The 15,844-nt window shown below is 66.1% G+C and carries 18 protein-coding genes; 16 read left to right on the top strand and 2 right to left on the bottom strand.

Annotation, left to right across the window (positions count from 1 at the left end; translation table 11 throughout):
• The first annotated feature begins 166 nt into the window (after positions 1–166).
• From tuf to KNW02_RS05555, 14 genes are all read left to right on the top strand, one after another.
• Positions 167–1,342, top strand: a complete 1,176-nt coding sequence (gene tuf / locus KNW02_RS05620) for an elongation factor Tu (RefSeq protein WP_216032250.1) — start codon at positions 167–169, stop codon at positions 1,340–1,342.
• Positions 1,343–1,566: 224 nt separating this feature from the next.
• Positions 1,567–1,860 carry a ribbon-helix-helix domain-containing protein gene (locus tag KNW02_RS05615; protein WP_216032293.1) on the top strand — a complete coding sequence of 98 codons (294 nt, stop codon included), beginning with the start codon at positions 1,567–1,569 and terminating at the stop codon, positions 1,858–1,860.
• 90 nt (positions 1,861–1,950) lie between these two features.
• On the top strand, positions 1,951–2,346 hold the full coding sequence (locus KNW02_RS05610; protein WP_216032292.1) for a VOC family protein: 396 nt from the start codon (positions 1,951–1,953) through the stop codon (positions 2,344–2,346).
• 49 nt (positions 2,347–2,395) lie between these two features.
• On the top strand, positions 2,396–2,914 hold the full coding sequence (locus KNW02_RS05605; protein ID WP_216032291.1) for a Twin-arginine translocation pathway signal: 519 nt from the start codon (positions 2,396–2,398) through the stop codon (positions 2,912–2,914).
• Positions 2,915–2,928: 14 nt separating this feature from the next.
• Positions 2,929–4,503, top strand: a complete 1,575-nt coding sequence (locus KNW02_RS05600; RefSeq protein WP_216032290.1) for a GMC family oxidoreductase — start codon at positions 2,929–2,931, stop codon at positions 4,501–4,503.
• Between the two features lie 123 nt (positions 4,504–4,626).
• Entirely contained in the window at positions 4,627–5,022 is a 396-nt protein-coding gene (locus KNW02_RS05595) for a (R)-mandelonitrile lyase (RefSeq protein ID WP_216032289.1), read from the top strand.
• A 71-nt stretch (positions 5,023–5,093) separates the two neighbouring features.
• Positions 5,094–5,489, top strand: a complete 396-nt coding sequence (locus KNW02_RS05590; protein ID WP_216032288.1) for a VOC family protein — start codon at positions 5,094–5,096, stop codon at positions 5,487–5,489.
• Positions 5,486–5,899, top strand: coding sequence for a GFA family protein (locus tag KNW02_RS05585; RefSeq protein WP_216032287.1), 414 nt, complete (start codon positions 5,486–5,488; stop codon positions 5,897–5,899). Before KNW02_RS05590 ends, KNW02_RS05585 begins: the two co-directional genes overlap by 4 nt.
• A 105-nt stretch (positions 5,900–6,004) precedes the next feature.
• The gene (locus tag KNW02_RS05580) at positions 6,005–6,670 is read left to right on the top strand and encodes a CatB-related O-acetyltransferase (RefSeq protein ID WP_216032286.1); all 666 of its coding nucleotides are present in this window, start codon (positions 6,005–6,007) and stop codon (positions 6,668–6,670) included.
• A 69-nt stretch (positions 6,671–6,739) separates the two neighbouring features.
• Entirely contained in the window at positions 6,740–8,593 is a 1,854-nt protein-coding gene (locus tag KNW02_RS05575) for an ABC transporter ATP-binding protein (protein ID WP_216032285.1), read from the top strand.
• A 228-nt stretch (positions 8,594–8,821) separates the two neighbouring features.
• Complete coding sequence (locus tag KNW02_RS05570; protein ID WP_216032284.1) at positions 8,822–9,556, top strand: porin family protein; 735 nt, start codon at positions 8,822–8,824, stop codon at positions 9,554–9,556.
• 121 nt (positions 9,557–9,677) lie between these two features.
• On the top strand, positions 9,678–10,604 hold the full coding sequence (fabD, locus tag KNW02_RS05565; protein ID WP_216032283.1) for an ACP S-malonyltransferase: 927 nt from the start codon (positions 9,678–9,680) through the stop codon (positions 10,602–10,604).
• A 65-nt stretch (positions 10,605–10,669) separates the two neighbouring features.
• Entirely contained in the window at positions 10,670–11,407 is a 738-nt protein-coding gene (gene fabG, locus KNW02_RS05560; protein WP_216032282.1) for a 3-oxoacyl-ACP reductase FabG, read from the top strand.
• A 171-nt stretch (positions 11,408–11,578) separates the two neighbouring features.
• Positions 11,579–11,812, top strand: a complete 234-nt coding sequence (locus KNW02_RS05555; RefSeq protein ID WP_042251881.1) for an acyl carrier protein — start codon at positions 11,579–11,581, stop codon at positions 11,810–11,812.
• A gap of 86 nt (positions 11,813–11,898) precedes the next feature.
• On the opposite strand, the gene KNW02_RS05550 is transcribed toward KNW02_RS05555, so the two are convergent.
• Both KNW02_RS05550 and KNW02_RS05545 read right to left on the bottom strand, forming a co-directional pair.
• The gene (locus KNW02_RS05550) at positions 11,899–12,786 is read right to left on the bottom strand and encodes a hypothetical protein (RefSeq protein ID WP_216032281.1); all 888 of its coding nucleotides are present in this window, start codon (positions 12,784–12,786) and stop codon (positions 11,899–11,901) included.
• Between the two features lie 103 nt (positions 12,787–12,889).
• Entirely contained in the window at positions 12,890–13,708 is an 819-nt protein-coding gene (locus KNW02_RS05545; RefSeq protein WP_216032280.1) for a sulfotransferase family protein, read from the bottom strand.
• Positions 13,709–13,868: 160 nt separating this feature from the next.
• Here KNW02_RS05545 and KNW02_RS05540 point away from each other — a divergent pair, with 160 nt between their 5' ends.
• Both KNW02_RS05540 and KNW02_RS05535 read left to right on the top strand, forming a co-directional pair.
• Complete coding sequence (locus KNW02_RS05540; protein WP_216032279.1) at positions 13,869–15,446, top strand: DUF5928 domain-containing protein; 1,578 nt, start codon at positions 13,869–13,871, stop codon at positions 15,444–15,446.
• Positions 15,447–15,460: 14 nt separating this feature from the next.
• The gene (locus tag KNW02_RS05535; protein WP_216032278.1) at positions 15,461–15,841 is read left to right on the top strand and encodes a histidine triad nucleotide-binding protein; all 381 of its coding nucleotides are present in this window, start codon (positions 15,461–15,463) and stop codon (positions 15,839–15,841) included.
• Positions 15,842–15,844: the final 3 nt, after the last annotated feature.

The raw sequence follows: 15,844 nt of genomic DNA, 5'->3' as shown, positions 1-15,844 counted from the left end.
AATGCTTCGCGGCGCATCCCGGTTCCCTCAGTCCCTGTCCGTCGCAGCCGGAATCGCAGCCGGCAAGGCCCCGGCTGCCCTTGATTTTTCCTCTGGCGCCTTTTAAATCGCGGCGCACGTTTAACCGGGGCCATCATCACGCCGCCCCGCGATCAGGAGGCCGTAGATGGCAAAGGCAAAGTTTGAACGGACGAAACCGCACGTCAATATCGGGACGATCGGTCACGTTGACCACGGCAAGACGACGCTGACGGCTGCGATCACGAAATATTTCGGCGATTTCAAGGCCTATGACCAGATCGACGGTGCGCCCGAGGAAAAGGCGCGCGGGATCACCATCTCGACCGCGCATGTGGAATACGAATCCGACGCGCGCCATTACGCGCATGTCGACTGCCCGGGCCACGCCGACTACGTCAAGAACATGATCACCGGTGCGGCGCAGATGGACGGCGCGATCCTGGTGGTGAACGCCGCCGACGGCCCGATGCCGCAGACGCGCGAGCATATCCTGCTGGGTCGCCAGGTCGGCATCCCCTACATGGTCGTCTACCTGAACAAGGTCGACCAGGTGGATGACGAGGAACTGCTGGAACTGGTCGAGATGGAGGTGCGCGAGCTGCTGTCCAGCTACGACTATCCGGGCGACGACATTCCGATCGTCAAGGGCTCGGCGCTGGCGGCGATGGAAGGCCGCGACCCGGAAATCGGCGAAAGCTCGATCCGCGCGCTGATCGCCGCGGTCGACGAATACATCCCGACGCCCGAGCGCGCCGTGGACCAGCCGTTCCTGATGCCGATCGAGGACGTGTTCTCGATCTCGGGCCGCGGCACGGTCGTGACCGGCCGGGTCGAGCGTGGCGCGGTGAACGTCGGCGACGAACTGGAAATCGTCGGCATCCGCCCGACCAAGAAGACCACCTGCACCGGCGTCGAGATGTTCCGCAAGCTGCTGGATCGCGGGGAAGCCGGCGACAACATCGGCGCGCTGCTGCGCGGCGTGGAACGTGACGGCGTCGAGCGCGGTCAGGTCCTGTGCAAGCCGGGTTCGGTGAAGCCGCACACGAAGTTCGAGGCCGAGGCCTATATCCTGACCAAGGAAGAGGGCGGCCGCCACACGCCGTTCTTCGCGAACTACCGTCCGCAGTTCTACTTCCGCACCACGGACGTGACCGGGACGGTGAAGCTGCCCGAGGGCACCGAGATGGTGATGCCGGGTGACAACCTGAAGTTCGAGGTCGAACTGATCGCGCCGATCGCGATGGAAGAGAAGCTGCGCTTCGCCATCCGCGAAGGCGGCCGCACCGTCGGCGCCGGCGTCGTCGCAAAGATCATCGAGTGATCAGCACGCAGGGTGGGGTCTTGCCCCATCCGCGTAACCCAAGTCGGAAGGGCCGTCCCGAAGGGCGGCCCTTTTTCGATTGTTCCCGAAGCCGATGATCGGCCTTCCGGGCGCCGTGCGACATGGATCACCGGCACATGACAGTGTTGAACGCCAGCCGAACGTTGACCGCCGCGCGCTTCTGCCGCAAAATCGGGCACCCATAATCACCCGAGATCAAGCTGATGTGCCAGATCTTTGCCGGGCAGGACCCGGACCGTTACGAATCCGAAACCCGCAGGTTGCGGCTGAACCGGCAATCGACCTCGATCCGGCTGGAGCGCGCCTTCTGGCGCATCCTCGACCAGATCGCGGCGCGCGAGGGCGTCTCGACCCCGGCCTTCATCTCGAAGCTGCATTCCGAGGTGCTGGAACTGCATGGCGAGGCGCGGAACTTCACCTCGCTTCTGCGCTGTGCCTGCACGATCCATCTGGGCGAGGATCAGCAGGTCACACAGACGGCCATTGCCGCCGAATAGCCGCGAAAGCCGCCTGTAGTAGCCCGATACTACCCGCGCCCGGACGCGGCCTCCTAGACTTGCCTGACGACGAACGGGCAAGGGGCCGACATGGCGAAATACATCCACTCGATGATCCGGGTTCTGGACGAGGCGCGCTCGGTCGCGTTCTACGACCGCTGTTTCGGGTTGAAACTTGCCGACCGGCTGGATTTCGACAGCTTCACGCTGCTCTACCTGTCCAACGCGGAAAGCGAGACCGAGCTGGAACTGACCGTGAACAAGGGCCGCGCCGAGCCCTATGATCTGGGCGATGGCTATGGCCATGTCGCCTTTTCCGTCGATGACGTGGACGCGCTGCATGCGCGGCTGGAGGCCGAGGGGTTCGCGCCCCGCAAGCTGGTCGATTTCGCCCCCGGCGGCGAGGTGATCGCGCGGTTCTTCTTCATCGCGGATCCCGACGGCTACCAGATCGAGGTGCTGCAGCGGGGCGGCCGCTTCAGGTAACGCGGCGGCCGGGGAGGGCCGGCCGTGCGACGACAAGGGAGGAGAGAACATGTCCTTGAGAAAACAGGGGCTGACCCGGCGTGCGCTGCTGTCGCGTGCCGTGGCGGCCGGAACGCTGGCGGTTGCCGGCAGCGGCTTCATCGCGGCGCCCGACGCCGCCTGGGCGGTCGAGGTCACCGCGATCAGCGAACACGAGATGGCGACGCTGCTGCAGATGGCGCGCGACATCTATCCGCATGACCGGGTGGGCGACCGCTTCTACGTCATCGCCGTGAAGGGCTATGACAGCGAGGATCAGAAATCCACGGTGGCCGAAGGCGTCGCGGCATTGGACGCTGCGGCGAAAGAGGCGGGCTTTGACAGCTATCTTGCCGCCGGATGGGAGGCGGACCGCGTTGCCATCCTGCGCAGCATCGAGGATACGGCCTTCTTCCAGACCGTGCGCGGCGGGCTGGTGACCGGGCTCTACAACCAGAAAGAGGTCTGGCCGATCTTCGGCTATGAGGGCGAATCCTATTCGAAGGGCGGCTATATCGACCGCGGCTTCGACGATATCGACTGGTTGTGAGGGAGGAGGCCACCATGGCAACGGCAGCAACATTCGACCTCAACGACGACAGCGTGGTCGTCATCGTCGGCACCGGCTCGGGCGGCGGGGTTCTGGCCAACGAACTGGCGCAGAAGGGCGTCAAGGTCGTGGCGCTTGAAGCCGGCGGGCGCTATCTGCCCGAGGATTACATCAACGACGAATGGGACAGTTTCGGCCAGTTGGCCTGGACCGACCCGCGCACGACCAGCGGCGACTGGCGGGTGGCGAAGGATTTTTCCGGCCTGCCCGCCTGGATCGTCAAGGCGGTGGGCGGAACCTCGATCCACTGGGCCGGGGCCTCGCTGCGCTTTCAGGATCACGAATGGAAGGCACTGAGCAATTACGGCGCGGTCGAGGGCGCGAGCCTGCTGGACTGGCCCCTTGATGCCGCCGAAATGGCGCCCTGGTACGACAAGGCCGAGGCCAAGCTGGGCGTGACCGGCACCGGCGACCGGCCGCGCCTGCCGGGCTGCAACAACTATCTGGTCTTCGAGAAGGGCGCCAGGGCGCTTGGCTACAGCGAGGTCCATACCGGCAACATGGCCATCAACAGCGTCGAATATGACGACCGGATGGCCTGTCAGCAGACCGGCTTCTGTTTTCAGGGCTGCAAATGGGGCGCAAAATGGTCCTCGGCCTATACCGACATCCCGCGCGGCGAGGCGACCGGCAATCTGGAGGTTCGCGACCGCGCCCATGCGGCACGCATCCTGCATGACGATACCGGCCGCGTCACCGGCGTCGAGTATTTTGACCGCGACGGCAATCTGCAGATGCAGAAGGCCCGCGTGGTCTGCGTGGCCGGCAACAGTTTCGAAAGCCCGCGGCTGCTGCTGAACTCGGCCTCGTCGATGTTCCCCGACGGGCTGGCCAACAGATCGGGTCAGGTCGGGCGCAACTACATGCGGCACACCACCGGTTCGGTCTATGCGATCTTCGAGCAGCCGGTGCGCATGTGGCGCGGCACCACCATGGCCGGGATCGTCCGCGACGAGGCGCGTCACGACCCCTCGCGCGGCTTCGTCGGCGGGTATGAGCTGGAAACCCTCAGCCTTGGCATCCCCTTCATGGCGGCCTTCCTCGATCCGGGGGCGTGGGGGCGCGAATTCACCACTGCGCTGGACAGCTATGAGAACATGGCCGGCATGTGGATCGTGGGCGAGGACATGCCGCAGGCCGAAAACCGCGTCACCCTGTCGGATGTCGAGGACAGTTTCGGGCTGAAGGTGGCGAATGTAAATTTCAGCGATCACCCCAACGACATCGCCATGCGCAACCATGCCTATGCGCAGGGGCAGGCGATCTACAGGGCGGTGGGCGCGACCCGCACCCTGCCGACGCCGCCCTATCCCTCGACCCATAACCTGGGCACCAACCGCATGTCGGAACGGCCCGAGGACGGGGTGGTGAACCGATGGGGGCAAAGCCATGACATCGCGAACCTGTTCGTCTCGGACGGCAGCCAGTTCACCACCGGCGCGGCCGAGAACCCGACGCTGACCATCGTGGCGCTGGCGATCCGGCAGGCCGATCGCATCGCCTCCGAGATGGCGGCGGGCAATCTCTGAACGGGTCACAGGGCAGATGTCCGAAAACGGGGCCGTGCCGGGACTGCGCGGCCCTTTTCGCTGGTCAGGTCGTGACATGGCGCGCAATCTGTCCGCGATCCCCGCGAGTGAAAGGATGCCGACATGCAGATCCACCGCAACGGAAGTCGTCCCTCGACCGCCGGTCCCGCCGACTGGTTCACCGGTCAGGTGCGCTTTGATCCGCTGATCTCGGCCCCGGAGCCCGCACGGGTCGCGGCCACCATGGTCACCTTCGAACCCGGTGCGCGGACCGCCTGGCACACCCATCCGCTGGGCCAGACGCTGATAGTGACCGCCGGGCTGGGCCGGGCGCAGCGCGAGGGCGGCCCGGTCGAGGAGCTGCGCCCCGGCGATGTCGTCTGGTTCGAGCCGGGCGAGCGGCACTGGCACGGCGCCGGCCCCGACACCGCGATGACCCATATCGCCATTCAGGAACGGCAGGGCGACAGCACGGTGAACTGGCAGGAACATGTCAGCGATCATGACTATGGCGGCTGATCCGGCTGTGCGCTGCTGACGTGAACTGGCGGCAGGGATCGGGCAATCTGCCCCGGGAAAGGAGACCAGCCATGATCGACCATATCGGATTCGCCGTCTCGGACCTTGCCCGGGCCCGGGCCTTCTACGAGGCGGCGCTTGCGCCCCTCGGCATTGCCGTGCTGATGGAGGTCACCGAAGCGATGACCGGCGGCAACGGCGCCCATATAGGGTTCGGCAGGGACGGCAAGCCGTTCTTCTGGATCGGCAACGGCAAGCCCGCCTCGAACAGCACTCATGTCGCCTTCGCCGTGCCCGATCAAGCTGGCGTCGATGCCTTCCACAAGGCCGCGCTGGCGGCGGGCGGGCGGGACAATGGCGGCCCGGGCCTGCGCCCCGAATATCATCCCGACTACTATGGCGCCTTCGTGCTGGACCCCGACGGCAACAATATCGAGGCCGTCTGCCATGGCGAGGGCGCGGCATGAGAACCTATCACGGCAGCTGTTTCTGCGGTGCCGTCGCCTTCGAGGCCGATGGCGATCTGGCCGCGGGCACGATGCGCTGCAACTGCCGCTTCTGCCGCAAGATGCGCTATTGGGAGATGCGCCTGCCCGATCCGGACGGGTTTCGCCTGATCCGCGGGCGCGAAGCCCTGGCCGAGACGCCGCGCAGCGACGATGCCGATATCGACATGCATCACTGGTTCTGTGCCCGCTGCGGCACGCGGCTGTGGACCGAGGGCGACATCGCCGAGATGGGCGGGCGTTTCGTGCAGGTCGTCATCGCCGCGCTGGACGATGCGACCGAGGCCGAACTGATCGCCGCCCCGATCCACTGGGCCGACGGCGCGCATGACAACTGGTGGAATTCCGCCCCCGAGACGCGCCACCTGTAGCGCCGGCTGGCCCCCTGTGCTATCAGGGGCCAGCCAGAAAAGGAGAAGGTGTCATGGACAAGTCCACGATCTGATCAGCCCCGTTCAGACCAGAAAGGACATGCCATGCCCGTCAGCTTCCTTGACGCTTCTTCCGCCTATCCGATGCGCTTTGCCGATGGCCGGGTCAATCGCGGCCTCGTTCACCTGAGCCGCGTCATCGACCATCCGAATATCGAGATCGGCGATTTCACCTATGCCAGCAGCTTCGATCCGCCCGACGACTGGGCCGTGCGGCTGGCGCCCTATACCTATCCCGGCGCGCCCGAGCGGCTGCGCATCGGCCGTTTCTGCCAGATCGCGGATCGTGTGCGGATCGTCACCGCCTCGGCCAATCATCCGATGGCGGGGATCTCGACCTATCCCTTCGCGATCTTCGATCCTGCACGGCTGGCAGATTATATCGACCAGATCACCGGGCTGCCGGATACGGTGATCGGCCATGATGTCTGGCTGGGCGATGGCGTCACGGTGCTGCCCGGCGCCCGGATCGGCAATGGCGCGATCGTCGGTGCCGGCGCGGTGGTCGGCGGGACGGTGCCCGATTACGCCGTCGTCGCCGGCAATCCGGCCCGCGTGACCCGGATGCGATTCGGACCGGCCGAGATCGAACGGCTGCTTCGGCTGGCATGGTGGGACTGGCCGCCCGACCGGATCGCAGCAGTCACCGGCGCGCTGGCCCGGGCCGATCTGGACGCGCTGGAGGCGCTGGCACCTTCCTGTCCGGCTTGACGTGTTGTCGCCGCAGGGCCAGCGTCGGCGGCCCTGCCTCGGGTTTCTGTGGTTTCGGGAATGAATACCATGTTTGCGTGGTTCGAAAGACGCATTGATCCCTATCCCGGTGAGGTGCCGGCGATGCCGCCGCGTTCGCTGTGGCGGTTCATGCTGCATTACAGCCGGGGCGCGTTGCCGTGGCTGGTGCTGCTGGCGATGGGGTCGGCCGCCTTCGCGATGATCGAGGTGATGCTGTTCGGCTGGCTGGGCGATCTGGTCAACCGGCTGGCCGACACGCCGCGCGACCGGTTCTGGGCGCAGGAGGGCGCGCGGCTGACCGTGATGGCGGTGGTGCTGGTGATCGCGCTGCCGCTGCTGGATCTGGTCTCGTCCCTGATCATGCACCAGTCGCTGATGGGCAATTTCCCGCAGCGCATCCGCTGGCAGGCGCATCGCTATCTGCTGCGCCAGTCGATCGGCTATTTTCAGGACGAATTCGCCGGCCGGATCGCGCAACGGCTGATGCAGACCGCGTTGGCGGTGCGCGAGGTCGCCATGAAGATCATGGATGTGGGCAGCTATGTGCTGATCTATTTCCTTGGCGCGCTGCTTCTGGCGGCAAGCCAGGACTGGCGGCTGGCGCTGCCCTTCCTGATGTGGATCATCGGCTACGGGCTGCTGCTGTGGCAGATCGTGCCGCGGCTGGGCCATGTGGCGCAGGCGCAGGCCGATGCGCGCTCGGCCATGACCGGGCGGGTGGTGGACAGCTATACCAATATCGCCACGGTCAAGCTGTTCTCGCATTCCGTGCGCGAGGAGAACTGGATGCGCGAAGGCATGGATGCCTTCCTGCAGACGGTCCACCGGCAGATGCGGCTGTCGACGATTCAGGAGGTCAGCCTGATCACCCTCAACGTGGCGCTGGTCTTTTCGGTCACCGGCCTCGGGCTGTGGCTGTGGACCAAGGGCGCGGTCGAGGTCGGCGCGGTCGCCACGGCGGTCCCGCTGGCGCTGCGGCTGAACAACATGGCGCATTGGATCACCTGGGAATTCGCCTCGCTGTTCGAGAATATCGGCACCGTCCGCGACGGGGTGTCCAGCCTCGCGCTGCCGCGCGCGGTGGTGGATGCGCCGGACGCGCAGCCATTGCGGCCCGGTCCGGGCGTGGTGCGCTTTGACCAGGTGACCTTCCATTACGGCGGTGTCGAGGGCGCGCGCCCGCTGGCCGTGCTGGACGATCTCAGCCTGCATGTCGCCCCGGGCGAACGGGTCGGGCTGGTCGGCCGCTCGGGTGCGGGCAAGTCGACGCTGGTCAACCTGCTGCTGCGGTTCCACGATATCGACAGCGGGCGGATCGCCATCGACGGGCAGGATGTCAGCCGGGTGACGCAGGACAGCCTGCGCGCCGCCATCGGTGTGGTGACGCAGGACAGTTCGCTTCTGCATCGCTCGGTGCGCGACAACATCGCCTATGGCCGGCCGGAGGCCAGCGAGGCCCAGATCGCCGCTGCCCTGCGCATGGCCGAGGCGCATCACTTCGTCCCCGACCTGGCCGACGGCCATGGCAGGCAGGGACTCGAGGCGCATGTGGGCGAGCGCGGCGTCAAGCTGTCGGGCGGCCAGCGCCAGCGCATTGCCATCGCGCGGGTGGCGTTGAAGGACGCGCCGATCCTGATCCTTGACGAGGCGACCAGCGCGCTGGACAGCGAGGCCGAGGCGGCGATCCAGTCGCGGCTCGATGTGCTGATGGAGGGCAAGACGGTGATCGCGATTGCCCACCGCCTGTCCACCATCGCGGCGATGGACCGGCTGGTGGTGATGGATCGCGGCCGGATCGTCGAGCAGGGCAGCCATGCCGAACTGCTGGCCCGCGGCGGCCTTTATGCCCGGCTCTGGGCGCGGCAGTCGGGCGGTTTCCTGAGCGCGGATGCGGCAGAATGAGCCTTGTCCCGACCTGACGGGGCCAAGCGTTTCCCGCCGTGACATGGGCGCGTCCCGAGCGGTCGGGAACGGGGCTTTCATCGCGATGTGGCGGCCCGTCAACCGAATCTTGACGGGCTTGTCCGCAGGGACATAACCTGCGCGCAGGTCTGGCCGTGATCGCGATTCCGGACAGCCTCCGGCGGTATTCGTACCGGACCTTCCACGATCAACAGACAGGGGCGACACATGAGATTGGTGATGGGGCTGGCGGCGGGCCTGACCGTCCTTCCGGTCGCGGCGCTGAGCCAGGAATGGACCTTTGATGCGTCGCTCTATGGCTGGGTTCCCAGTCTGGACGCGACGCTCGACACGGCCCTGGGGCAGGTCGAAGCCGATGGCAGCGGCGGTGACGCGCTGGAGGATCTCGACATGGCCTTCATGGGCACGTTTCAGGCCCGGCGCGGCAGGTGGGGGCTGCTTCTGGATGTGCTCTATGCCGATCTGTCGGACGACAAGGCGACCCCCTTCGATCTCGCCTACCGGGATGTCCGGCTTGAGACCAGGACGGCGGCGGTCAGCGGCTATGCGCTCTATCGTGCCTATGAAACCCCGCAGCTTGCCCTCGATGCCGGTGTCGGGTTCCGCACATTCGATGTCGATCTGGATGCCGGGTTCAACTCGGCCGGAGCCGCGGCCGATCGCGACGTTTCGGCGGGCGACACCTGGACCGTGCCGCTGGTCGCGGGACGGGCGATCCTCACGCTGGACGAGAAATGGTTCGCGACCGCCTATGGCGATATCGGCGGCACCTCGGGCGATACCTCGACCTGGCAGGCCTTTGCCAGCATCGGCTATCGTTTCGACGAGCGTTGGTCGGCGCAGCTTGGCTATCGCCACATGGATATCGAGCGCGAGATCGGCGGGATCGACGCGGATCTCGGGTTGAGCGGCCCGCTGGTCGGGGCGACCTTCCACTTCTGACGGCCCCGCGCGCTCATTTCGTTGCGGTGGCCGCGCTTCCGCCCCCCGAACGGGTTCTGTTGCGGCTTCGGCGCCCCCGCGCTATGGCTTTTGCGGACGAAAACAGATCAGGGGGGCCGCGATGCGGGCATTTGTCTTTCCGGGGCAGGGGGCGCAGACCATCGGCATGGGGCGCGAACTGGCCGATGCCTATCCGGTCGCGCGCGAGGTCTTCGATCAGGTCGACGAGGCCTTGGGCGAGAAGCTGACGGACCTGATCTGGGATGGCGATATCGAGACGCTGACCCTGACCCGGAACGCCCAGCCGGCGCTGATGGCGACCTCGATGGCGGCCTTCCGGGCGCTGGAGGCCGAAGGGTTCGGCATTCAGGATGCGAACTATGTCGCGGGCCATTCGCTTGGCGAGTATTCGGCCCTCTGCGCGGCCGGGGCGCTGAGCCTTGAGGATACCGCGCGCCTGCTGCGACTGCGCGGGCAGGCCATGCAGGAAGCGGTTCCGGTCGGAGAGGGGGCCATGGCCGCGATCCTGGGCCTGGATTTCGCGACGGTTGACCGGATCGCCCGCGAGACCGCGGGCGACGAGGTGGTGCAGGCCGCCAATGACAACGACCCGGCGCAGGTGGTGATCTCGGGGCACAAGCAGGCGGTCGAGCGGGCTGCGGCGGCGATGAAGGAGGCGGGCGCCAAGCGGGCCCTGATGCTGCCGGTCTCGGCCCCGTTCCATTCGGTGCTGATGCAGCCGGCGGCCGCGGTGATGGCCGACGCGCTGGCGGCGGTGGATATCCAGGCGCCGGCAGTGCCGCTGATCGCCAATGTCCGCGCCGAGGCGGTGAACGATCCCGGCGAGATCCGGCGGCTGCTCGTGGAGCAGGTGACGGGGACGGTGCGCTGGCGCGAATCCGTCGCCAACCTGAGCCGGGCCGGGGTGACCGAGTTTTGGGAGATCGGCGCGGGCAAGGCACTGTCGGGGATGATCCGGCGGATCGCGAAGGAGGCTGAACTTCGCAACATCGGGGTGCCGGCCGATATCGTGGCGTTGCGGGGGTAGGGGTGCGCCGGGGGGCCAGCCCCCCGGACCCCCCGGGATATTTGCATGAAGAAGAAGGGGCAGGCATGTTCGATCTGAGCGGGAAGAATGCACTGGTGACGGGGGCGTCGGGCGGGATCGGCGCCGCCATCGCCGAAGTGCTGCACGGGGCGGGCGCCGTGGTGGCGCTGTCCGGCACGCGCGAGGCGCCCCTGCGGGACCTGGCGGAGAGGCTGGGGGCGCGGGTCCATGTGGTGCCGGCCAACCTGTCCGATGCCGAGGCGGTGACGGCACTGCCGAAGGCCGCGGCCGAGGCCATGGGCTCGGTCGATATCCTGGTCAACAATGCCGGGATCACGCGGGACAACCTGTTCATGCGGATGTCGGACGAGGAATGGGCCCAGGTCCTCGAGGTCGATCTGACCAGCGTCTTCCGGCTGTCGCGGGCGGTGCTGCGCGGCATGATGAAGGCGCGCTGGGGGCGGATCGTCAACATCACCTCGGTGGTGGGGCAGACCGGCAATCCCGGTCAGGGCAATTATGCCGCCGCCAAGGCTGGTCTGGTCGGCATGTCGAAATCGCTGGCCCTTGAGGTCGCCAGTCGCGGCGTCACCGTGAACTGCGTGGCGCCGGGCTTTATCGAGACGGCGATGACCGACAAGCTGAACGACGAGCAGAAGGCGAAGATCCTTGGGCAGATTCCGGCCGGGGTGATGGGCAGGCCGGCCGATGTCGCGGCGGCCGTCGCCTATCTGGCCAGCCCGGAGGCGGGCTATGTCACCGGCGCCACGCTGCATGTGAATGGCGGAATGGCAATGGTCTGAGGCGGATAGGTGGCGCTGCAACGCGGCGTGAGAAAGCGCCGAAAACAGGTTGCATGACCGTGATCGGGTGCTATATCCCCGCCTTTAGCAGCAGGGGAACCGCCCTGTGCTGAACCGGGCGCCACGCCCGGGCAAATCCTGGGCGGATGCCCGCGAGAATGAGGATATGATATGAGCGATATCGCTGATCGCGTGAAGAAGATCGTGGTCGAGCATCTGGGCGTCGACGAGGACAAGGTGGTCGAATCGGCTTCGTTCATCGATGACCTGGGCGCCGACAGCCTTGATACCGTCGAACTGGTGATGGCCTTCGAGGAGGAGTTCGGCATCGAGATCCCCGATGACGCCGCCGAAACCATCCAGACGGTTGGCGATGCGGTGACCTTCATCAAGGGCGCGGTCTAGGACGCTCGCCGTCGTTTGACGGTCTGAACGGGCGGCGCTTTCCGGTTTCGGACAGCGCCGCTTTTCTTTGTGGCACCACGGCCGGCCTACAGCAGATAGGGGTCCCAGGGCGCGACGATCCGTTCCCCCCCGATCGTATTGGTGTTGTCGACCAGGGCATATTCCTGGGCGCCTTTGGCCCGCGCATCGCCATGGGTCGGCGAGTAGAAGGCATGCAGGCCGCCATGCCCCTCTTCGGTCCTGGCCTTCGAGGTATAGAGCCGTTCGGCGCCGGGCTTGCCCTCGGTTCCGCCGCCGACGACGTAATGCTGTTCGCTGCGTGGCATGCGCGAGCGCAGGCCGCCATAGGCGCCGCGTTTGCGCCAGCCCTCGCCGCCCTCGCCCCTGTCGGCCTCCTGGATCCTGGCGCCATGCCCGCGGCCGATGCGCATCTCGATGCCGCCGATGCTGGCCTTGTTGCCGTGAACCTCGGAGAAGAGTGTTTCGATGCGGTAGTCGAGGTTCGACCATTGACCGGTCAGCCAGGCCCAGTCATGTGTCGGCAGATCGTCAAAGATCTGCGTGAAATGGGTTCTGATCGTGGCGACCCGGGCTTCCTGTGCCTGGTTGCCGAAGGCCTGATCGTCCAGATGGCCGGCCATCGCCTCGACCGTCCGGTTCGGGTGACCGGCCACGGGGCCAGCGATGAAACCGCGAACCTGCGTGCCAATGCCCGCACCAAGCGTCGCGCGGTCGGACCAGCCGTCGGCGCCTTTTGGAATGTCGCGCAGGATCCGGGCCTGAAGCGGTGGGCCCTGCATCGTCGATGGCCCGGGCAGATCCTGCGGTCGCAGATCGGCCAGCGACTGAAGCTGGTTCAGCCGCCGGGTCGCGACGCCCGCGTCGGCGGCGCGTTGCAGCGCGCTGGTGCCGCGGGGCGTTGGTCGCGCGGTGCAGCTGGGGGCAGGGTGGGGGCTGCGTTCGGCGTGACGCATGGCGACCTCTGTGGTGGCATCCCGTTTCCGCCACTGTCTGCCCCCGTCCGATTCCTGTCAACGCGGGAACTGATGCGAGCGTCATCCCCGCCCGGCGGGTCCGTTATCGGCCCAGCTTGGCGTGAACCTCATCCAGGTCGATCTCGCCCAGCGGCATCTTGTTGTCGGGATCGTCGAAATCATAGCGGAAGAGCAGAAAGTCGTCCTTGTAGATCTCCCAGATCAGGTGCCGCGACAAGTCGTCGAAATAGGCGCTGACCTTGTGGGCGCGCTTGGGGCCGTGCCCTTCGGATTCGTTGAAGCGGGGAACCGTTTCCAGATCCACCGCTACCGGCGGCCGGGTGTTGGCCAGCACATCGGCCATGCCCTCGTTGAACTTTTCGGTGAAGAAGATGCGGTCGTAGCGGCCGCCGTTGACGATGAAGGTGGCGATATGGCCCGACATGGCGGACCAGTGGATATCGGGATCCATCGGGCGGCGAAATCGGATCGTGTCGCGGGCGAACAGCAGGAAACGGCGGAAGCTGGCGATCTGGTCGAAGTCGAAGCCGTTCTCGGGGCTGCCCAGATCGATGCCATAGCGCTGGATCAGTTGCGGCACCAGATTGCCGCGATAGCGCCGCCCGTTGCGCTGGATGCCGGCGATCTTGTCGAAGAACGAGGACAGGATGCGGGCATAGGGGTTGCGGACGCAGGTGAAGCTTGGGGCGGCATGGTCGCGGACGGCCCGGGCGATCAGCGGCTGGCTTTCGTCCTGGGACCATTTGTGCAGGCCGGATTTGGAATCGTGGATGTCGCCGTCGAAGAACCGGCCGTGATCCGAGAAATACATGATCTGGCCGATGGTCGAGCAGGCGCATTTCGGCACGACCCGGTAGATCATGCTTTCGCTTTCGGTCATCCAGACCCCGGGGAAACTCATTCCGACCCAACTCCGATCCGCATTGGGCCGGTGTATCGCGGCTCCGGCCCTGCGCCGCTTGTCCGCGCGCTGAAAATGTTTACAGACAAAAGCAAAAGCAGCGGGAATTGGCAATCGGTTCCCGCGCCGCATCCGGAAACGGCAGGGATTTCTGTTCTACATGGCCCGCATCGCCTTCATCCTGCTGACCCACAAGGACCCGCAACGGGTGATCGATCAGGCGCGACGGCTGACGGCCTCGGGCGACTTCGTGGCGATCCATTTCGACCGGAATGCACCGGCCGAGGATTATCGCCGCATCCGCGACGCGCTGGCGGACAGTCCGGGCGTGACCTTCGCGGCGCGCCGGATGAAATGTGGCTGGGGCGACTGGTCGCTGGTCGCCGCCACGCTTGAGACGCTGCGCGCCGCCGCCCGCGATTTTCCGCAGGCGACGCATTTCTACCTGCTATCGGGCGATTGCATGCCGATCAAATCGGCGGAATATGCCCGCAGCTTTCTTGACGGCGAGGATTGCGACTATATCGAGAGCGTCGATTTCTTCGATGGCAACTGGATCAAGACCGGGATCCGCGATGAGCGGCTGATCTATCGGCACTGGTTCAACGAGCGCAGGAACAAGACATTGTTCTATGCCAGCATCGACCTGCAGAAGCGGCTGGGCCTGAACCGCCGGCTGCCCGAGGGATTGCAGATCATGATCGGCTCGCAATGGTGGTGCCTGCGGCGCCAGACGGTCGAGGCGGTCCTCGACCTGATCGCCGGCTGGCCGCAGATGGTGCGCTTCTTTCGCACGACCTGGATCCCCGATGAAACCTTTTTCCAGACGCTGGTCGCGCATGTCGTGCCGAGGGCGCGGATCCGCTCGCGCAGCCTGACCTTTCTGATGTTCACCGATTATGGCATGCCGGTGACCTTCTACAACGATCACTATGATCTTCTGTTGCGGCAGGACTTCCTGTTCGCACGCAAGATCAGCGGCGAGGCGCTGGACCTGCGCCAGCGGCTGGGCCAGTTGTGGCAGGCCGAGGATCAGGCCTTTCCGATCTCGGCCGAGGGGCCGCGGCTGTTCGGCTTTCTGACTGGTCGCGGGCGAATCGGGCGGCGTTTCGCGCCCCGTTTCTGGGAAACCGACGGCAGTCTCGGTCGGTCGCGGGTGGTGCATCTGATCGTCGCCAAGAAATGGCACATCGCCAAGCGGCTGACCCGGCGCATCCGGACCCTGACCGAGATCCCGGCCGTCGATTACGTCTTCAACGAGACCGAGGCCGGCCTGCCCGACATGGGCGGCGTGGCATCGAGCCTGGCCAAGCGCGAGCGGCACCGCCGCGCCCTGCTGAAGCTGATGTTCGAGCGCTTCGAATTCGATCGGCTGGTTCTGTGCCTCGATCCCGCGGCGCTGAGCCTGATCCGCGACTTTGCCGCCGACCGGGCCGAGGCGCGCATCCTGTTCATCGACAGCCGCTTTGACGACGACTATCTGCGCGGTCACATGCGCCGCATGGGATTGGCCAGCGACAGCACGCCGCCCGAGATGTATCGGCGGCTGCTGCCGGTGGTGCGGGGCGATCTGGAGGACGAGGCCGAGCGGTTGCGCGACATGGAGTTCGAGCATTTCGAAACCATGGCCGGGCATCTGCCGGCGGATCTCAACGCCGGGGCCATCGCGCGCTTTCTGGATGTTCCGGCCGCGATCGCGCAGGATCTGGCCGCGACCCCCAAACTGTTCGCTGACTGACGAGGAGATCAGGCATGGCCTTCGATTACGACGACAACAACATCTTCGCCCGGATCCTGCGCGGCGAGATTCCCAATGACACGGTGGCCGAAAACCTGCACGCGCTGGCCTTTCGCGACATCGCACCCAAGGCACCCAGCCATGTTCTGGTGATCCCCAAGGGCCGCTATGTCAGCTTTGACGATTTCGCCGCCAATGCCTCGGCCGAGGAGATCGCCGGCTTCATGCGGCTCTGCGCCGAGGTCGCCCGCAAGGAGGGGGTATCGCTGGAAGGTGGCAACGGATTCCGCGCGATCACCAATGCCGGGCCGGACGGCGTGCAGGAGGTGCCGCATTTCCACCTGCACATCATGGGCGGGCGGATGATGGGGCCGATGCTGTCGCTTCGGGACTGAGCC

This window comes from Paracoccus marinaquae, from assembly GCF_018860165.1.
GTDB classification, from domain to species: Bacteria; Pseudomonadota; Alphaproteobacteria; order Rhodobacterales; family Rhodobacteraceae; genus Paracoccus; species Paracoccus marinaquae.
Note: the sequence above shows the minus strand (reverse complement) of the source record. Positions and strands in the feature narration are given on the sequence as shown.

Bases quoted from the DNA above. Each gene is read 5' to 3' on its own strand.
- tuf (WP_216032250.1), top strand. From the start codon at position 167: ATGGCAAAGGCAAAGTTTGAACGGACGAAACCGCACGTCAATATCGGG.
- KNW02_RS05615 (WP_216032293.1), top strand. From the start codon at position 1,567: ATGTGCCAGATCTTTGCCGGGCAGGACCCGGACCGTTACGAATCCGAA.
- KNW02_RS05610 (WP_216032292.1), top strand. From the start codon at position 1,951: ATGGCGAAATACATCCACTCGATGATCCGGGTTCTGGACGAGGCGCGC.
- KNW02_RS05605 (WP_216032291.1), top strand. From the start codon at position 2,396: ATGTCCTTGAGAAAACAGGGGCTGACCCGGCGTGCGCTGCTGTCGCGT.
- KNW02_RS05600 (WP_216032290.1), top strand. From the start codon at position 2,929: ATGGCAACGGCAGCAACATTCGACCTCAACGACGACAGCGTGGTCGTC.
- KNW02_RS05595 (WP_216032289.1), top strand. From the start codon at position 4,627: ATGCAGATCCACCGCAACGGAAGTCGTCCCTCGACCGCCGGTCCCGCC.
- KNW02_RS05590 (WP_216032288.1), top strand. From the start codon at position 5,094: ATGATCGACCATATCGGATTCGCCGTCTCGGACCTTGCCCGGGCCCGG.
- KNW02_RS05585 (WP_216032287.1), top strand. From the start codon at position 5,486: ATGAGAACCTATCACGGCAGCTGTTTCTGCGGTGCCGTCGCCTTCGAG.
- KNW02_RS05580 (WP_216032286.1), top strand. From the start codon at position 6,005: ATGCCCGTCAGCTTCCTTGACGCTTCTTCCGCCTATCCGATGCGCTTT.
- KNW02_RS05575 (WP_216032285.1), top strand. From the start codon at position 6,740: ATGTTTGCGTGGTTCGAAAGACGCATTGATCCCTATCCCGGTGAGGTG.
- KNW02_RS05570 (WP_216032284.1), top strand. From the start codon at position 8,822: ATGAGATTGGTGATGGGGCTGGCGGCGGGCCTGACCGTCCTTCCGGTC.
- fabD (WP_216032283.1), top strand. From the start codon at position 9,678: ATGCGGGCATTTGTCTTTCCGGGGCAGGGGGCGCAGACCATCGGCATG.
- fabG (WP_216032282.1), top strand. From the start codon at position 10,670: ATGTTCGATCTGAGCGGGAAGAATGCACTGGTGACGGGGGCGTCGGGC.
- KNW02_RS05555 (WP_042251881.1), top strand. From the start codon at position 11,579: ATGAGCGATATCGCTGATCGCGTGAAGAAGATCGTGGTCGAGCATCTG.
- KNW02_RS05550 (WP_216032281.1), bottom strand. From the start codon at position 12,786: ATGCGTCACGCCGAACGCAGCCCCCACCCTGCCCCCAGCTGCACCGCG.
- KNW02_RS05545 (WP_216032280.1), bottom strand. From the start codon at position 13,708: ATGAGTTTCCCCGGGGTCTGGATGACCGAAAGCGAAAGCATGATCTAC.
- KNW02_RS05540 (WP_216032279.1), top strand. From the start codon at position 13,869: ATGGCCCGCATCGCCTTCATCCTGCTGACCCACAAGGACCCGCAACGG.
- KNW02_RS05535 (WP_216032278.1), top strand. From the start codon at position 15,461: ATGGCCTTCGATTACGACGACAACAACATCTTCGCCCGGATCCTGCGC.